The sequence below is a fragment of the Streptomyces sp. NPDC048623 genome (assembly GCF_040650755.1).
Taxonomy (GTDB): Bacteria; Actinomycetota; Actinomycetes; order Streptomycetales; family Streptomycetaceae; genus Streptomyces.
This window is the reverse complement of record NZ_JBEZHV010000003.1, coordinates 277740-293982: the sequence shown is the minus strand read 5'-3', so window position 1 is coordinate 293982 and position 16243 is coordinate 277740. Positions and strand designations below refer to the sequence as shown.

General features: G+C 73.9%; 15 protein-coding genes. 9 read left to right on the top strand and 6 right to left on the bottom strand.

Features of this window, described 5'->3' with window-relative positions:
* Window positions 1–112: 112 nt before the first annotated feature.
* The 3 genes from AB0C73_RS06525 (at window position 113) to AB0C73_RS06515 (ending at window position 4279) form a co-directional block, all read left to right on the top strand.
* A complete protein-coding gene (locus AB0C73_RS06525; protein ID WP_362525325.1) occupies window positions 113–1324 on the top strand; it encodes an ROK family transcriptional regulator in 1212 nt (403 codons plus the stop codon).
* 687 nt (window positions 1325–2011) lie between these two features.
* Window positions 2012–3514: an ABC transporter permease gene (locus AB0C73_RS06520; protein WP_362525323.1), complete on the top strand. Its 1503-nt coding sequence runs from the start codon at window positions 2012–2014 to the stop codon at window positions 3512–3514.
* A 63-nt stretch (window positions 3515–3577) separates the two neighbouring features.
* Complete coding sequence (locus AB0C73_RS06515; RefSeq protein ID WP_362525320.1) at window positions 3578–4279, top strand: ABC transporter ATP-binding protein; 702 nt, start codon at window positions 3578–3580, stop codon at window positions 4277–4279.
* A gap of 4 nt (window positions 4280–4283) precedes the next feature.
* On the opposite strand, the gene AB0C73_RS06510 is transcribed toward AB0C73_RS06515, so the two are convergent.
* Window positions 4284–4838: an RICIN domain-containing protein gene (locus tag AB0C73_RS06510; protein WP_362525317.1), complete on the bottom strand. Its 555-nt coding sequence runs from the start codon at window positions 4836–4838 to the stop codon at window positions 4284–4286.
* A 181-nt stretch (window positions 4839–5019) separates the two neighbouring features.
* On the opposite strand from AB0C73_RS06510, the gene AB0C73_RS06505 reads away from it, so the two are divergent.
* Together AB0C73_RS06505 and AB0C73_RS06500 are read left to right on the top strand one after the other, a co-directional pair.
* The gene (locus tag AB0C73_RS06505; protein WP_362525315.1) at window positions 5020–6456 is read left to right on the top strand and encodes a WGR domain-containing protein; all 1437 of its coding nucleotides are present in this window, start codon (window positions 5020–5022) and stop codon (window positions 6454–6456) included.
* Entirely contained in the window at window positions 6453–6923 is a 471-nt protein-coding gene (locus AB0C73_RS06500) for a hypothetical protein (RefSeq protein ID WP_362525313.1), read from the top strand. Before AB0C73_RS06505 ends, AB0C73_RS06500 begins: the two co-directional genes overlap by 4 nt.
* A gap of 37 nt (window positions 6924–6960) precedes the next feature.
* Here AB0C73_RS06500 and AB0C73_RS06495 read toward each other — a convergent pair whose 3' ends face one another.
* The 3 genes from AB0C73_RS06495 to AB0C73_RS06485 form a co-directional block, all read right to left on the bottom strand.
* A complete protein-coding gene (locus tag AB0C73_RS06495; protein ID WP_362525310.1) occupies window positions 6961–7383 on the bottom strand; it encodes a DUF350 domain-containing protein in 423 nt (140 codons plus the stop codon).
* 120 nt (window positions 7384–7503) lie between these two features.
* Window positions 7504–8124 carry an HdeD family acid-resistance protein gene (locus AB0C73_RS06490; RefSeq protein WP_362525308.1) on the bottom strand — a complete coding sequence of 207 codons (621 nt, stop codon included), beginning with the start codon at window positions 8122–8124 and terminating at the stop codon, window positions 7504–7506.
* Between the two features lie 60 nt (window positions 8125–8184).
* On the bottom strand, window positions 8185–9561 hold the full coding sequence (locus AB0C73_RS06485; protein WP_362525305.1) for a dipeptidase: 1377 nt from the start codon (window positions 9559–9561) through the stop codon (window positions 8185–8187).
* A 246-nt stretch (window positions 9562–9807) separates the two neighbouring features.
* On the opposite strand from AB0C73_RS06485, the gene AB0C73_RS06480 reads away from it, so the two are divergent.
* The 3 genes from AB0C73_RS06480 to opcA all read left to right on the top strand — a co-directional run bounded on the left by AB0C73_RS06480 (window position 9808) and on the right by opcA (window position 12375).
* Window positions 9808–10401: a DoxX family protein gene (locus tag AB0C73_RS06480; protein ID WP_362525303.1), complete on the top strand. Its 594-nt coding sequence runs from the start codon at window positions 9808–9810 to the stop codon at window positions 10399–10401.
* 4 nt (window positions 10402–10405) lie between these two features.
* Window positions 10406–11326: an NADP-dependent oxidoreductase gene (locus tag AB0C73_RS06475; RefSeq protein ID WP_362525301.1), complete on the top strand. Its 921-nt coding sequence runs from the start codon at window positions 10406–10408 to the stop codon at window positions 11324–11326.
* Between the two features lie 137 nt (window positions 11327–11463).
* Window positions 11464–12375 (top strand): glucose-6-phosphate dehydrogenase assembly protein OpcA, encoded by a 912-nt coding sequence (gene opcA, locus AB0C73_RS06470; protein ID WP_362525300.1) that lies wholly within the window; start codon window positions 11464–11466, stop codon window positions 12373–12375.
* A gap of 31 nt (window positions 12376–12406) precedes the next feature.
* Here the strand turns inward: opcA and AB0C73_RS06465 are convergent, their stop codons facing one another.
* Window positions 12407–13396: a methyltransferase domain-containing protein gene (locus AB0C73_RS06465; RefSeq protein ID WP_362525297.1), complete on the bottom strand. Its 990-nt coding sequence runs from the start codon at window positions 13394–13396 to the stop codon at window positions 12407–12409.
* The gene (locus tag AB0C73_RS06460; protein ID WP_362525294.1) at window positions 13393–14655 is read right to left on the bottom strand and encodes a cytochrome P450; all 1263 of its coding nucleotides are present in this window, start codon (window positions 14653–14655) and stop codon (window positions 13393–13395) included. The genes AB0C73_RS06465 and AB0C73_RS06460 overlap by 4 nt, the downstream gene beginning before the upstream one ends.
* A gap of 202 nt (window positions 14656–14857) precedes the next feature.
* Between AB0C73_RS06460 and AB0C73_RS06455 the strand changes: the two genes are divergently transcribed.
* Window positions 14858–16072: a cytochrome P450 gene (locus AB0C73_RS06455; protein ID WP_362525292.1), complete on the top strand. Its 1215-nt coding sequence runs from the start codon at window positions 14858–14860 to the stop codon at window positions 16070–16072.
* Window positions 16073–16243: the final 171 nt, after the last annotated feature.

The window sequence follows — 16243 nt, the reverse complement described above, 5'->3', positions numbered from 1 at the left end:
CCGTAGTCGCGCGGAAGTGACATGCACAGACCCTAGCGCAGAGGGTTCGGTCACTGAACTGTCGTCTGCGACAGGGGTCGTTCCGCCGCCCGCCGGTTAGGCTCAGCGCACCATGAACAGCCGCAAGGACACCTCGGAGCCCAAGGCCGACAAGGCGGGCGTACGCCGGCACAACCTCAGCCTCGTGCTGCGCACCGTGCACGAGAGCGGCGAGACCACGCGCGCGGCCGTCGCCGCTCGCGTCGGCCTCACCCGTGCCGCCGTGTCCTCGCTCGTCGAACAGCTCCTGGAGCGCGGGCTGCTCGTCGAGTCCGGCAAGACCTTCAGCGGCCAGGCCGGCCGCCCCGGCACCGTCCTCAAACCGGCCACCACCGGCCCCGCCGGACTCGGCGTCGAGCTCAACGTCGACTACGTCAGCGTGTGCGTCGCCGACCTCGGTGGCGCCGGCCGGGTCCGCCGCACCCTCCCGCTCGACAACCGCGCCCTCGCCCCTGTCGAGGTGCTGCGCCGCGCCGCCGCCATCGCCGCCGACGTGCTCGCCGAGGCCGCCGACCGCGACCTGCGCCCCACGGGCGTACGGCTCGCGCTGCCCGGTCTGGTCTCCCACGGCACCGTCCAGCAGGCCCCCAACCTCGGCTGGAACCGCATCGACGCGGACGTGCTGTTCGACCGCGCGCTGCGCGCCGCCCGCCCGGCCGGCACGCCCGCGCTGCCCGTCGCCTCCGACAACGAGGCCAATGTGGCCGCCCTCGCCGAGCTGTGGTTCGGCGACCTCGGGGACGTACGCACCTTCCTGCACGTCACCGGCGAGATCGGGGTCGGCGGCGCGATCGTCCTCGACGGCGAACTGCTGCGCGGCGCCCATGGCTTCGCCGGTGAGATCGGCCACCTCACCGTGCTGCCCGACGGGCCGCGCTGCCGGTGCGGCTCGCACGGCTGCCTGGAGCGGTACGCCGGCCAGGCGGCCCTGCTGCGCAACGCCGGGGCGCGCGGCATCGACACCCTGGTGCGGCGCGCCGAGGAGGCCGAACCACGGGTGCTCGCCGCGCTGGAGGAGGCCGGCCGGATGCTCGGTGTCGCCGTCTCCGGCGCGGTCAACCTGCTCGACCCGCAGGCCGTCGTCCTCGGCGGCATCTATCCGCGCCTGATGCCCTGGCTCGCCCCGGCCGCCGAGTCCGAACTCGCCCGCCGCGTCGTCTCCGGCCTCTGGACCCCCGCCAAGGGCCGCCTCCGCGCGGCCACCACGACGGCCGACACGGCCCGCGGCGCCGCCGCGCTGGTCATCCGCGACATCCTGTCGGACCCACTGACCTACGCCCCCTGACCCGAACTTCGCCCCGGCCCCGGGCCCGGCCCGGTCCCCGACCCCTGCCCTGCCCTCGGCCCGGCCTCGGCCCCAACTCGTCCCTGGCGCCCGGACCCTTGCCCCGACGGGGGCGCCTCGACCTTGGGATCGGCCCACCCTCGGGCCCAGCCCCAGCCCGGGCCCCGGTCCCGACGTGGACCCTGACGCTATCCCGGGCCCGGCCCGGACTCTGTGCCTGCTCCGGATCCGTTCCGGGCCCGAACGCGGCCCCCAGCTCGGTCCGACCTCGGCGCTAGGCTCCGCCCGGCCCGGCCCGGCCCGGCCCGGCCCGGCCCCGGCCCCAGCCCTGACCCAGGCCCGACCCCGACCCCGACCCGGTCCCGACGCGGACCTGACTCCGGCCTCGGACCCCGGCCCCCGGCCCGCCCCGGCACGGCCAGACCTCGGCCCCACGCTCGGCTTGGCCCCGACCCCGACCCCGGCCCCGACCTCGACCCCGACTCCGGGCCTGGCCCGGCCTCGGGCCCGACCCCGTCCCGAGTCCGGGTCCCGGGCCCCGACCCCGTCCCGGGTCCGTCCCAAGCCTCGGGCCCGTCCCGGGGCCGTGGGCCCCGACGCGGCCCCCCGCCCCCCGGCCGCACACTCTCATCCCGCTCTCACGCGGGCCTTATCCCGTCATCACCAGGCGCGCCTACCTTCGCGCCCATGTTCTTCACCTACCTCCGGCGCGAACTGCGCCGCCGCAGGAAGGCGGCGCTTGTCGTCGCCTCCGGGCTCGCGCTGGGCATCGCGCTCGTCATCGTCGTCAACTCCGTGTCGTCCGGCATGAAGCAGGCCCAGGGCAAGGTCCTGGAATCCCTCTACGGTCTCGGCACCGACCTCACGGTCACCAAGGCGCGCGAGCAGCCCGGGGCGGGTGGGCAGGCGCAGCGGCCGCGCTTCGAGTTCCAGGGGCGTGGGGACGGGAAGGAGCAGAGCAGCGACCGGCTGATGGTGCAGGGCTTCCAGACCCTGCCGGACTCCACCGTCGGCACGGTGGCCGGGCAGGACGGTGTCGCCGAGGCGGTCGGCGGGCTCAGCCTGGTCAACCTCAAGATCAACGGCGAGTTCAAGCGCGGCGAGATCCAGCGCGGACAGGCCGGCGGCCAGGACGGCCAGGACGGCCAGGACGGCAAGGTCATAGGCCCCGGCGGCGCCGGCCCCGGGGACACCGTCACCGGCGGCGGCGCGGCCTTCGACGTGAACTCCTTCACCCTCTACGGCACCGACGTCGCCACCCCCGACCTCGGCCCCCTCACCACCTCCACCCTCACCTCCGGCCGCGGCTTCAAGACCACCGAGACCGACGCCAAGGTGGCCGTCCTCGACAGCGCCTACGCCAAGCAGGAGGGCCTGACCGTCGGCAAGACCCTCACCGTCAAGGGCGTGCAGCTCACCGTCATCGGCATCGCCACCGCCGACAGCGGCCAGGCCGCCGCGCAGGTCTATCTGCCCCTGAAGCAGGCCCAGACCCTCGCCGACGCCAAGGGCAAGATCACCACGGTGTACGTCAGGGCCACCGACTCCAAGGAGATCGACGCGGTCAAGGCCGCCATCCAGAAGAACGTCACCGGCACCACCGTCACCACCTCCGCCGACCTCGCGCAGACCGTCTCCGGTTCTCTCGACACCGCCGCCGGCCTCGCCACGACCGTCGGCCGCTGGCTCTCGTACGCGGTGCTGATCGCCGCCGTCCTCGTCGCAGGGCTGCTCACCTCCTCCGCCGTCAGCCGGCGCGTCCGGGAGTTCGGCACCCTCAAGGCGCTCGGCTGGAAGAGCGGCCGGATCACCCGTCAGGTCGTCGGCGAGGCCCTGGTCAACGGGCTCATCGGCGGTGTCCTCGGCATCGCCGTCGGCCTCGGCGGCGCGTACCTCGTCACCGCCGTCAGCCCCACCCTCACCGCCCAGCTCGGCGGCGGCGCGGGCGGTGGCGGTGGCGGCGGCTTCGGCGGGCCCGGCGGCGGCCGGGTGCTCGTGGGCGGCGGCGCCGGGGGACCGGCCGGCGGGCTCGGCCGCAGCCTCGACATCGCGCTGACCGCGCCGGTCAGCCTCACCACCGTCGGCCTCGCCGTGCTGCTCGCCCTCGGCGGCGGCCTCGTCGCGGGCGCGTTCGGCGCCTGGCGCGCCGCCCGCCTCCGCCCGGCGGACGCGCTGCGCCGCATCGAGTAGCCCCAGCACCCACGGCGACCGCCGAGCCCGCACCCCGTCCCGTACCACCAGGAGTTGGATCCCATGTACGAACTCACCGGCGTCACCAAGCAGTACCGGCGCGGCCAGGCCAGAGTCGAGGCCCTCGCCGGGATCGACCTCACCATCCGCGAGGGTGACCGCCTCGTCATCCAGGGCCCCACCGGCGGCGGCAAGTCGACCCTGCTGCAGATGCTCGGCGGCCTCGACCGGCCCACCGCCGGCAGCGTCCTGCTCGACGGCACCGACCTGGCGACCGTCTCCGAACGCCGCCTCACCGACCTGCGCAGCCGGCTCATCGGCTTCGTCTTCCAGAGCTTCAACCTGATCCCCACGCTCACCGCCCAGGAGAACGTGGAGACCGCGCTCGTACCCCTCGGCATCCGCGCCGGCGAACGGCGCCGGCGCGCCGCCGAGGCCCTGGAGTCCGTCGGCCTCGGCGAGCGCGCCCGCCATCTGCCCGCCGAGCTGTCCGGCGGCCAGCAGCAGCGCGTCGCCATCGCCCGGGCGCTGGTGAAGCGGCCCAAGGTGCTGCTCGCCGACGAACCCACCGGCAATCTCGACGAGTCGATGCGCGACGAGATCGTCGACCTGCTCGAAGGCCTCTGGAAGGAGCACGGTCTGACCTTCGTGATGGTCACCCACGACAGCGCCATCGCCCGCCGTGCCCCGCGCCTGGCCACCCTCCGCAAGGGCAGGATCACCCTGAAGGAGAACCACCGGGCGGAGGAGGTGGCTCAGGCGTAGGGCGTCAGTGGTTGTAGATGAACTCGTACGGGAACGCCCAGCGCTGGTTCGCGCCGCCGTTGCAGCTCCACAGCTGGGCCCCCGTGCCCCACGTTCCGCTCTGCCAGCCGTTGATCTCCAGGCACCCGGCGTAGGCGTTCTTGATCTCGGCCGTGCGGGAGCCGTCGCCGCTGCCGCTGCCCCAGTGGTCGAACCACCAGAGCTGGTTGCGGCCGCCGTTGCACGGCCACTGCTGGACCCGGGTGCCGTCGGCGGTCGACGGCGGAAGGCCCGGCAGCTCCAGGCACAGACCGGAGGAACGGTTGACGATCTGGAAGAAGCCGCCGCCCATGGCGTTGAAGACCCAGTTCTGGTTGTCGCCGCCGTTGCAGCCCCACACCGTGGCCTGGGCACCCCACTCGCTGGTCCACCCGGGCATTTCCAGACACGTGCCGCCGGCCACGTTCTTGACCGTGACGGTGTTGGTGGCCGAGGCCGCGCCGGCCGGTGCGGCCGTCGCGGCCAGGCTGCCGAGCAGCAGGCCGAGCGCGCACAGCGCGCGCGTGAAGAAGCGCTTCACTGAATCCCCCCTGGGATCAAGTCGCCTGGAATGGCTTGTTGTTGATGGTGCGGTCGCAGCGTATGCGAACAGATGTACGGAATGGGGGACTCCAGGAGACGTGTTCCGGAAGTGCTGCCGGACGCGCCCCTCGCCGGCCGCTGCCGGGCCGTTGTCAGTGGGTGCCCCTACCGTTCAGGGCATGACGACGAAGACCTATCTGGAGCTGTCGCAGGACGGCGGCGGCGCGCACAAGTTCTACGAGGTGACGGTCGACGGCACGGTGGTGTCGGTCCGTTACGGACGGATCGGCGCGGCCGGTCAGACGCAGACCTCGACCTTCGCCACGCCCCAGAAGGCGCAGGCCGCGGCGGCGAAGAAGATAGGGGAGAAGGTCCGCAAGGGGTACGAGCCGGCGGTCCGGGGACAGCGGGCGCCCCGCTCGGTCACCCGGCGCGCCGTCAGCTCCGCGCCGTCCACGGCCCGGGCGGTCGCGCCCGTCCTGTGGCGCTTCCGCACCGGCTCCGCCGCCTTCGGCATCCATGTCGACGACGAGCGTCTGTGGGTGGGCAACCAGGCGGGCGAGGTCTTCACCCTCGGCCACACCGGCGAGGTGCTCGCCCGTTACAGCCTGCCCGACGGCGTCAAGTGCCTGGTGGCCGACGACTTCTGGATCTACGCGGGCTGTGACGACGGGCGGGTGTACGACCTGTCGTCCAAGCTGCCCTTCGCGGCCTACGACATCGCCGCCGACGTCGACATCTTCTGGCTCGACATCCACGAGGGCGTGCTCGACGTGGCCGACCGCTCGGGCCGGCTCACCGTCATCGACCACGAGGACGAGCACCAGTGGGCGCGCGGCGGGCGCGGCGAGCACGCGTGGATGGTGCGCGCGGACTCCGACGCCGTCTACTACGGCGACAGCCGCGGCGTCGCGGCCCACGCCCCCGACGGAGGGCGCGAGCTCTGGCACACGCCCCTGGAGGGCGGGGTGCTGTTCGGCTGGCAGGAGCACACCTCGGTCTACGCGGGCACGGCCCGCCGCAAGGTGCACCGCCTCGCCAAGCGGGACGGCCGGACCGAGGCCGTCTACAGCTGCGACAACGTCGTGTACTCGTGCGCCACCTCGCCCGGCGGGCGGTTCGTCTTCGCCGGGGACAACGCCTCGTCCGTCTACTGCTTCGCGGAGGACGGCACGCGCCTGTGGAAGCTGGGTACGGGCGGCGGTTCGGCGCTCTCGATGCAGTACCGCGACGAGCGCCTGTATCTGGTGACCACGGACGGCTCGCTGCTGTGCGTGGACGCGAGCGAGGCGGCCATCGCGGCCGCTCAGCAGGGCGACGTCCCGGTCACCCACGACGTCAAGCTCGCCGCGGCCCTGCCGACCTACGCGCCCGCCACCACGGTCGCGGCCGTCGACGCGGTCAGCGTCGCCCCGGCCGGTTCGATCGTCGTGGAGTGCGTCCAGGAGGGCGGCCGGACCCGGGTCCATGTGGTGACCGAGGGCTACGACCGCGGGTGGAACGTGCAGTTCCCGCGCGCCATCCGCGAGCCCGGCGCCCGGTACGTGGTCGACGCCCTGCACTCCGCGTCCGGCGGCTTCTACCGCGTGCGCGGCGACATCCGGCGGCTGCTGTGAGCGGCGCCTTCGCCGCGGACACGGGGGACGGGCCGCCGCGGCCCGGCTCCGCGGCCGAGCAGCGCTCCCGCGAGGTGCGGGCCGCCTTCGAAGGGTTGCTGCAGATCCGGCGTATGAGCAACCGTGAGGGCGGCGACCCGGCCGCCCGGCCCGCCGCGTGGGAGCTCCACCAGCCGGTACGGGCGGTGGCGCTCGCCCTGGAGGCGGCGAAGCAGCCGCCGTCGGCGGTCGACGCGACGGGCGCCCGGGTGGCGACCGGCTACCGGGTCATACCGGGCGAACGCCCGGGGACCGCGGTCGTGGAGTGGCTGGGCCCGCCGGGCTCCGGAGCCGCCCACGAGGAGGAGGCGGCCCTGACCGCCTGCGCGAGCGCCCTCGAACGGCTCGGCTGGGACGCCCTGCTCTACCGGGGCGCGCGCCGCCACCGCCATCTGGAGGTGGAGGCGGCGCACCCGGGAACCGGCTGACCGCTGACCGGCTGACCGGTTGACAGGCCGACAGGTCTCAGGCGATGGACGCCGAGACGATCGCCGCCACGGCGAGGTTGCAGGAGGCGGTCACCCAGACCGCCGGGTGGGGCTCCGGGTCGACCAGGGTCGCGCCGAGCTTGCCGGGGGTGACCAGGTCGACCACGAGGAAGGCGACGGCCATGAGCACCAGGCCGAGCAGGCCGAACGCGGCCGTGGACACCAGGCCCTTGGCGAAGTCGTCGTACGTGGTCCAGATCGCCGTGAAGACGATGCCGCCTATGCCCAGCAGCGCGGAGCTGAGCAGGATCGACGCGTTGCGGTTGCGGTCCTCCCAGATCTGCCGGCCGAGCTTGCCGGGGGTCAGGATGTCGACCAGGACGATGCCGAGGATGAGCAGTACGACGCCGAGGGCGCCGTACGCGGTGGTCCGGCCGAGGCCGTTGACGATGTCGCTCATGGAATGCCGGGCTCCGGAGAAGGGGATCGTGACCGATCGCGGTCAAGGACCGGCAAAATGTAGCGCAGGCCCGCCCGGTGGGAGCCGGGCGGGCCTGACACTCACGGAAAAAACCGGGGCTCAGAGGCCCGGCGGCAGCAGCTTCGCCCGCGACCGCACCATGAAGGCGGTCACGATCTCGATCAGGCCGACGACGACCAGCCAGATGCCGGCGAGCAGGATGAGGATCTCCGCCGACTCCAGCGGCGAGACGATCAGCACCACACCGGCGATCGCGCTGACGATGCCCAGGAAGATCTGCCAGCCGCGGGCCGGCATCGTGTCGTCGGACACGGCCGCCACGGTCTGCGTGATGCCGTGGAACAGCCAGCCGATCCCGATCCACAGCGCGAGCAGCAGCACCGACTGCATCGCTCCCCGGAAGCAGAACAGACCGAGCAGGATCGACAGGGCGCCGCTGATGAAGGCCAGCACCCGCAGCGCGGTCCGCATATGCGTGCCGAAGGCCGCGACCAGGCGCAGCACACCGCTGATCAGCAGATACAGGCCGAACAGGATGCCGGCGACACGGAGCGACTGCCCCGGCCACACCAGGACGAGGATGCCGACGACGAGGGCGACGAGGCCCGACACCAGCAGGGCCTGCCAGGCCATGCCGGCCAGCAGACCGAGGGGCCCGGGCGGCACGTCCTCCGGCGACGCGTCGCGTCCGTACGGAGAGTCTTCATGCGTCTGTGCCATGGCGGCACTCCCTTCTCTTCGCGCCCGCTTCTCATCGCGTTCGCTTCTCTTCGCGCCCGCTCAGAGCGGCGTCGCGTACGAGCTGAGGAACAGCGCCTCCGCGAGCGCCATCTGCTCGATCTCGCCCGGATCCACGCTCTCGTTGGGCGCGTGGATGAGACAGCCCGGCTCCTCGACCCCGATCAGGGCGATCTCCGCCTCCGGGAACTGCGAGGCGAGCACATTGCACAGCGGGATCGACCCGCCCTGCCCCGACTGGACCATCTCCGTGCCGTACGCCGCGCGGAGCGCCCTTCCGAGCGCCCGGTAGGCGGGCCCGTCGGTGCGCGCCCGGAACGGCTGGCCCGCGCTCTCCGGCTCCACCTCCACCCGCGCGCCCCACGGCGCCGCGGCCACCAGATGGTCGGTGAGCGCCGCCCGCGCCTGCTCGGCGTCCATGCCCGGCGGTACGCGCAGGCTGACCCGGGCCCGTACCCTCGCCTGCACCGCCGCCGAGGAACCCACCACCGGCGGGCAGTCGATGCCGAGCACCGTGACCGCCGGCCGCGCCCACAGCTCGTCGGCCACCGAGCCCGTACCGAGCAGGGACACCCCGTCCAGGGCGCCGACATCAGCACGGAACTGCTCGGGCGGGTAGTCCACACCGTCCCAGCCGCCGTCCCCGGCGAGACCCTTGACCGTGGTGTTGCCGGCCTCGTCGCGCAGGCTGTCGAGGATGCGTACGAGCGCGGCGAGCGCGTCCGGGGCCGGGCCGCCGAACATGCCCGAGTGCATCTCGCCCTTGAGCGTGGACACGGTCACGACCACATTGGCGAGCCCGCGCAGCGAGGTCGTCGCGGTCGGCAGACCGAGCGCGAAGTTGCCCGTGTCGCAGATCAGCAGACAGTCCGCGGCGAAGAGTTCGGGCTGCCGCGGCACCAACTGCTCAAGGCCGCCGGTGCCCTGCTCCTCCGAACCCTCGGCCACGAACTTGAGGTTGACCGGGAAGCCCTTGCCGTCCTCGCCGCCGAGCGCCCGCAGCGCCGTCAGATGCATGGCGATGTTGCCCTTGCAGTCGGCTGTGCCCCGCCCGTACCAGCGCCCGTCCCGCTCGGTGAGCTCGAACGGCGGGGTGCGCCAGGCGGCGTCGTCGAGCGGCGGCTGCACGTCGTAGTGGCAGTACAGGAGCACCGTCGGCGCGCCCTCGGGGCCTGGCGCGTGCCCGACCACCGCGTCCGTGCCGTCCGGGGTCGTCACCCGGCGCATGTCGCGCAACCCGGCCTCCGTGAACGCCCGGACCAGGTAGTCCGCCGCAGCGGCGCACTCCTCGGGCGGGAACTGCCGGGGGTCGGCGACCGAGCGCAGGGCGACCAGGCGCGTCAGGTCCTCCTTGGCCCGGGGCATCAGGGCCCGGACCCTCGCGCGCAGCGCCTCGGTCTCGGCGGAATCGGTGCTCATGCGTCGTCTCCACTCTCGTCCGGTCTCGTCGGGTCTCGCCGGGTCTCGTCCGGGCGGCCCGCCGCGGGCCGTCACAGCGCTTTCACTCAAGCACCGGCGGGCGAACACGGCAAAAGATGACCTGTATGGATGAGTCGGGCACACGGTCCACCGGCGGCGGCGGGCGGACCGGCGCAGAGTGGAGACGACCGCGCAGGGCGCGCGCATCCGCCGCACCCGTGCCCCCACCGCCACCGGGAGACCGACATGACCGCTTTCAACCGACGCGACCTCGGGCTGCTCGTCCTGCGGGTCGGCACCGGTGCCGTGCTCGCCGCGCACGGCACCCAGAAGCTGCTCGGCTGGTTCGGCGGCGGCGGGATCGAGGGCACCACCAAGGCGATGGAGGCCATGGGCTTCCATCCGGGCCGGGAGAGCGCCGTCGCCGCCGGGCTCGGCGAGGCGGGCGGCGGAGTGATGCTCGCCCTGGGCCTCGCCACCCCCGCGGCCGGCGCCGCCGCCGCGGGCGCCATGGCGGGCGCGGTCGCCGTGCACGCCCCGGCCGGCTTCTTCGCCATGAGCGGCGGCTACGAGTACCCCGCCTTCCTCGGCTTCACCGCCGCCGCGATCGGCATCACCGGCGCCGGCCGGCTCTCGCTCGACCACGCCACCGGGCACGTCCTCGACCGCCCCTGGGTGGTCGCCACCGCCTTCCTCGGCACGGCGCTCGCCGCCGCGGCCGTCGTCAACCGCCGGGCCGGTGCCCTCGCCGGCGCCTCGCCGGACGAAGCCGCCCCCGAGGAGCCCGCCCCCGAGGAGCCCGAACCCGAGCACACCAGCGCCCGCGAGACGGAGGACTGACCCCGTGAAGGCCATGGCCGTGCCGGAGTACGGCGGCTCCGACGCGCTCACCCTGATGGAGCTCCCCGACCCCAAGGTCGCCCCGGGCGAGGTCCTGGTCCACGTCCGGGCCGCCGGCGTCAACCCGGTCGACTGGAAGCTCGCCGCCGGCGCGCTCGACCCGATCATGGTGAGCCACTTCCCGATGATCCCCGGCTGGGACGTCGCCGGCGTCGTCGCGAGCAACGGCCTCGACTCGCCCGAGTTCACCCCGGGCGACGAGGTCATCGGCTACATCCGCAAGGACAGCGCCGAGCACGGCGCCTACGCCGAACAGGTCGCGGTCCCGGTCCGCATGCTCGCCCGCAAACCCCGCTCGCTGAGCTGGGCCCAGGCCGCCGGACTGCCGCTCGCCGGGCTCACCGCGCTCCAGTCCGCCGACCGGGCCGGCTGCGCGTCCGGCGACACCGTCCTCGTCCACGCCGCCGCCGGGGGCGTCGGCTCGCTCGCCGTGCAGATCCTGACCGCCCGCGGCGCCCGGGTGATCGGCACCGCGAGCCCCGCCAACCACGGCTTCCTGCTCGACATGGGCGCCGAACCCGTCGCGTACGGCCCCGGGCTCGCCGACCGGGTCCGCGAACTGGCCCCGGACGGCGTCGACGCCGCCCTCGACTTCGTCGGCGGCGAGTCCGTCGACGTCTCCGCCGAACTCGTCCGCACCCCCGGCCGCCTGGTCTCCATCGCCGACCACCGGGCCGCCGCCTTCGGCGGGCACTATCTGTGGGTACGGCCCGACGGCGCCGGCCTCGCGACCCTGGCCGCACTCGCCGACGAGGGCCGGCTCACCGTCTTCGTCGAGAAGGAACTGCCGCTGCGCGAGGCCGCCGAGGCATGGCGGCGCGGCAGCGAGGGCCACACCCGGGGCAAACTGGTCCTGACAATCTGAACCGTCATCTGAACAATGAGAGGCCCGTTCCCGGGAAGATCCGGAGCCGATCCGGCGCTACGGGGAGAGCACGCCACGGGGAGAGCAGGGGGAGAGCCGCGCATGCGGGAACGCGACGGAAGGGACCGGTGCCGGTCATGAAGATCGATCTCACGGACACCAACTCCAGCAGCATCAACAAGGCGATCCTGTCGGCCCGGCGCGCCGTCGGCACCCCCGCCGTCGGCGCGGTGCTCACCCTCGTCATCGTCACCGACGAGGAGAACGCCTACGACTCCGTGAAGGCCGCCAACGAGGCCTCCCGCGAGCACCCCTCGCGCACCCTCGTGGTGATCAAGCGGCACGCCCGGGGCCCGCGCGGCCGCAACGAGCCGAGGCTCGACGCCGAGGTCCGGGTCGGCACCGACGCCGGGGCCGGCGAGACCGTGCTGCTGCGGATGCAGGGCGAGGTCGCCCGGCGTGCCGACTCCGTCGTCCTGCCGCTGCTGCTGCCGGACGCGCCGGTCGTCGTCTGGTGGCCGGTCGACGCCCCCGAGGTGCCCTCCCGCGACCCGCTCGGGGCGCTCGCCCAGCGCCGTATCACCGACACCTACGCCGTCGAGGACCCGCTGGGCGCGCTCGCGGCCCGCGCCGCCTCGTACGCACCGGGCGACACCGACCTCGCCTGGACCCGCCTCACCCCGTGGCGCTCGATGCTCGCCGCCGCCCTCGACCAGGCGCGTACGACGGTCACCTCGGCCGTCGTCGAGAGCGAGGCGGAGAACCCCAGCGCCGAACTCCTCGCCCGCTGGTTCGGCGACCGGCTGAACGTCCCCGTCGACCGGGTCGTCACCGACGGCCCCGTGGTCACGGCCGTCCGCCTCGGCACCCCGGACGGCGAGATCGTCATCGACCGCCCCGAGGGACCCGTCGCCCACCTCGCCATCCCGGGCCAGCCGAACCGGGTGATGGCCCTCAAGGTGCGCACCACCGCCGAACTGATCGCCGAGGAACTGCGCCGTCTGGACCCGGACGAGGCCTACGCGGCGGCTCTGCGCCACGGCCAGTGACGGCCGGCCGATGCGCGGGCCGGCCGCCGTCTCACGCCTTGCGGAACACCATCACGAAGTCGGCCATCTCGCGGACCCGCGGGCGCCACGGCTCCGGCAGCGCCCGCAGCCGCGCGCAGGCCTCCGCGACCAGGGGCAGGTCCTCCGGGCGGACCTGCCAGGCGCCGGTGAACAGGCGCCCGTCGGCGATCGAGCGGGCCATGCCCTCCGGTGACACATGGAAGACGGCGGGCCGTTCGCTCGCCGGGCCCTCGTAGCACAGCCCGTGCGCGGCGGCGACCGGCGCGAGCAGGGCGGGGGAGTCCTGGCGGGTGCCGTCCGGGTCGAGCCGGTCCTCCAGCTCGCCCACGATCCGCCCGATGTCGTCGGCGGGCCGCATCCCGCGCGCCGGGATCACCAGATAGCGGCCCCCGGGTCGCAGCACCCGCGCCACCTCGGCGAACACCGCGCGCGGGGCGGGGCCCGCGTGCAGCAGCCAGGTGGACACCGCCTGGGCGACCGATGCCGTACGGACCGGCAGCCGGCCCGCGTCCCCCACCGCGACCCGGGCCCCGAGCCGGCTACGGGCGTGCGCCAGCATGCCGGGGGACAGGTCGACGCCGTACACCCGGTGGCCGCGCGCTGTGAGGCCGTGTCTTGTGGGACTTGCCGGGCTTCCGACGCCCGGCACATGGGGTCTCCCCAGGCCCGCCAGGGCCGAGGGGAAGCCTCGCCGCGTTGTCGTCGGTCGCCGACGCTCCGCGTCGTCTCCCTCCTCCGCCTTGGGATCCACGGCACCGAACGCCGCTCGCTGATCCGGCCTGCCCCACAAGACACGGCCCAGTTCGGCCGCCACGATCCCGGTGCCCACCCCGATGTCGAGGACCGGCTCGCCCGGGTCGAGCAGCGGGGCCAGCTGGCCGGCGAAGCCCGCCGCCCGGGCGGTGCCGCCGCGTGAGGCGTCGTACGTCGGCGCGATGGCGTCGAAGGCGGCGGTGCCGGCCCCGGCCCGAGCCCCCGCCCGGGCCCGCGCCCCGTTCACGCGCGCCCGCCCGTACCGGCACCTGCAGAGACCGTCGGCACCGGTGTGAAGCTGACCGGCAGCGTCGCCATCCCGCGCAGGATGCCCTCGCGCCGGGTCAGGTCCTCGTCCGGGTCGGTCAGCCGCAGATCGGGGAAGCGGCGCAGCAGCGTCCCGAGCGCGATCCGGGCCTCGGCGCGGGCCAGCGGCGCACCCAGACAGAAGTGCATGCCATGGCCGAAAGCGAGCTGTTGCGGCATCTCCCGGCGGGCCACGTCGAGGATGTCGGGGCGGTCGAAACGGGCCGGGTCGCGGTTGGCCGCGGCGAGACCGATGATGATCATCTCGCCGGCCGGGATGGTGACCCCGCCGATCTCGTACGCGTCCACGGTGAAGCGCGCGACCCCGCGGCTCACCGGTCCCTCGTAGCGCAGCAGTTCCTCGATCGCCCCGGGCAGCAGGCCCTGGTCGTCGCGCAGAGCCGCGAACTGGCCGGGATGGCGAAGCAGCGCGTGCACCCCGTTGGCGATCAGACTCGCCGTGGTCTCGTGCCCGGCGAGCGTCAACAGGATGGCCATGGCGGTCAGTTCGCGGTCACTGATCCGTGCCTCGGCCTGCGCCGCGCACAGCGCGCTCAGCAGGTCGTCCCGCGGCTCCCTGCGCCGGGCGGCGATCAACGGCTCGTAGAACTCGGTGAGCTCGGCCCGCGCCCGGGCCCCCTTCGCGAGCCGCTCGGGCGTGTTCGGCGGCATGATCAGACCGACCGCGAGCCGCGCGAAGTCCGGCTGCCCCTCGGCCGGGATGCCGATCAGCTCGCTGAGCACCGCCATCGGCAGCGGCAGCGCGAACTCCGCCACCAGATCGGCCGATCCGCGCCCGGCGAAGGCGTCGAGGAACGCGTCGGTGTGCTCCTGGATCCGCGGCGCCATCGCCTCGACCCGGCGCGCCGTGAACGCCCGCGACACCAGATTGCGCAACCGAGTGTGATCCGTGCCGTCGGCGACCAGCATGCTGGCCATCAGGACATTGGTGCGCTCCTGGTGGGCCATCTCCTCTTCGAGCCCGTTCACTCCGGCCGGGCTGCTGCTCAGCCGCGGATCCGTGAGCGCCGCCACCGCCTCGTCGTACCCCGTCACCATCCAGACCTCAAGGGTCGGATTCAGCCGTACCCGCTGCACCACCCCGTGCTCGCGGATCCGCTCGAACAACGGGTACGGATCCGGCTGTTGGGCCACGTTCAACGGTACGTCGTGCACGATGGTCCGGCTCTGATCCGACATCCGCCACTCCCCGAGAGCGTGAGAAAGATCTGCGGCAAGTAGTCATACCAGCCACGGAAGTTGCGTGGTAGCGTCACCGACGATCAGCACGGAGAATTGCCCGCGGAACCGGGACGCCCACCGGCGAAACGTTTGTTCCGCACAGCTCAACCGACAGCATTTACGGCCCGACCAGGGCCCACTGCGGAGGGGAGGCATATTCGTGGCACCCGTCGAGCACCCGGCGGCAACCGATCCGATCCTGCGGCTCGCCCGTCCCGAACTGCTCCGGAACCCCTACCCGGCCTACGCCGCACTGCGCGAGAACACCCCCGTGTTCTGGCACGAGCTCCTCGGCTCCTGGGTCCTCACCCGGCACGCCGACTGCCTCGCCGTCCTCACCGACAGCACTCGCTTCGCCTCCGACTGGCGCCGCGCCGGCGAGGACATCCCCGCGCCCCTGCTCAGCGTCCAGACCCTCGACCCGCCCGAGCACACCGCCATCCGGCACCTCCTGCTCGACGGCTTCCGCGCCCAGGACCGGCACGCCCTCCACGAAGACCTCGACCGGCAGGTCAAACAGCTCCTCGCCGAGCTCGCCGAACGCCCCTCCTTCGACTTCGTCGGCGAACTCGCCGAACCCCTCGCGCTGCGCTTCGTGACCGCCTTCCTCGGCGTGCCCGCCCCGGACCTCGACTGGTTCGTGCCCATGTCCCGCACCGTCGTCGACGGCATGGACGCCGGGCTGTGGCCCGAGAAACACGAACCCGCCGTCGCCGCGCGCGCCGAACTCGCCGCGTACGCCGGCGGCTGGCTCGCCGACCCGCCCGCCGACGGCCTCATCGCGTACGTCGCCGCGCACGCCGACACCAGCGGCGTCGACCCGGCCGTGCTCCGCAACAGCCTGCGCGCCGTCCTGCACGCCGGCTACGAATCCGCCTCCCGGCTCCTCGGCAACGCCGCCGCGGCCCTGCTCACCACCCCCGGCGCCCTCGCCGCCCTCCGCGCGGCCGGCCCCGGCCCCGGCATCGGCACCGCCGTCGACGAACTCGTCCGCTTCGACGCCCCCGTCCAGGCCGACGCCCGCGTCTGCGTCGCCGACACCGAACTCGGCGGCGTCCCCGTCAAGGCGGGCGACCCGGTCACCCTGCTCCTCGGCGCGGCCAACCACGACCCGCTGCGCTTCGCCCACCCCACCGAGCTGCGACTCGACCGCGCGCCCAACCCGCACCTCGGGTTCGGCCGCGGGGCCCACGCCTGCCTGGGCGCGTCCATGGCGATCCGGCTCGCCGGATCGGTCCTCACGACCCTCGCCACGGACCACCCCGGCGCACGGGCGGTCGCGGAACCCCACCACCGGCGCAACCTCACCCTGCGCGGCCTCGACCGCTTCGAGGTGACGCTGCGCCCCGTCACGGGGGAGGAGGTCACGTCATGAAGTACTGGCACTGAACGGCGCCCGCGCCGAAGTGAATGCCCGCACGCCCTTCACCGCAGCAGGAGGAGGTACGGACATGAAGTACTGGCACTGACGAACCCCAGCGCCGCGGGGCCGGCCACCCGACCGGCCCCGCCTCGCGCCCCCCAGGGGGCAGACGGTGCTCCTTTC

Coding starts and splice junctions, on each gene's coding strand:
- AB0C73_RS06525 (WP_362525325.1), top strand. CDS start 113: ATGAACAGCCGCAAGGACACCTCGGAGCCCAAGGCCGACAAGGCGGGC.
- AB0C73_RS06520 (WP_362525323.1), top strand. CDS start 2,012: ATGTTCTTCACCTACCTCCGGCGCGAACTGCGCCGCCGCAGGAAGGCG.
- AB0C73_RS06515 (WP_362525320.1), top strand. CDS start 3,578: ATGTACGAACTCACCGGCGTCACCAAGCAGTACCGGCGCGGCCAGGCC.
- AB0C73_RS06505 (WP_362525315.1), top strand. CDS start 5,020: ATGACGACGAAGACCTATCTGGAGCTGTCGCAGGACGGCGGCGGCGCG.
- AB0C73_RS06495 (WP_362525310.1), bottom strand. CDS start 7,383: ATGAGCGACATCGTCAACGGCCTCGGCCGGACCACCGCGTACGGCGCC.
- AB0C73_RS06490 (WP_362525308.1), bottom strand. CDS start 8,124: ATGGCACAGACGCATGAAGACTCTCCGTACGGACGCGACGCGTCGCCG.
- AB0C73_RS06485 (WP_362525305.1), bottom strand. CDS start 9,561: ATGAGCACCGATTCCGCCGAGACCGAGGCGCTGCGCGCGAGGGTCCGG.
- AB0C73_RS06480 (WP_362525303.1), top strand. CDS start 9,808: ATGACCGCTTTCAACCGACGCGACCTCGGGCTGCTCGTCCTGCGGGTC.
- opcA (WP_362525300.1), top strand. CDS start 11,464: ATGAAGATCGATCTCACGGACACCAACTCCAGCAGCATCAACAAGGCG.
- AB0C73_RS06460 (WP_362525294.1), bottom strand. CDS start 14,655: ATGTCGGATCAGAGCCGGACCATCGTGCACGACGTACCGTTGAACGTG.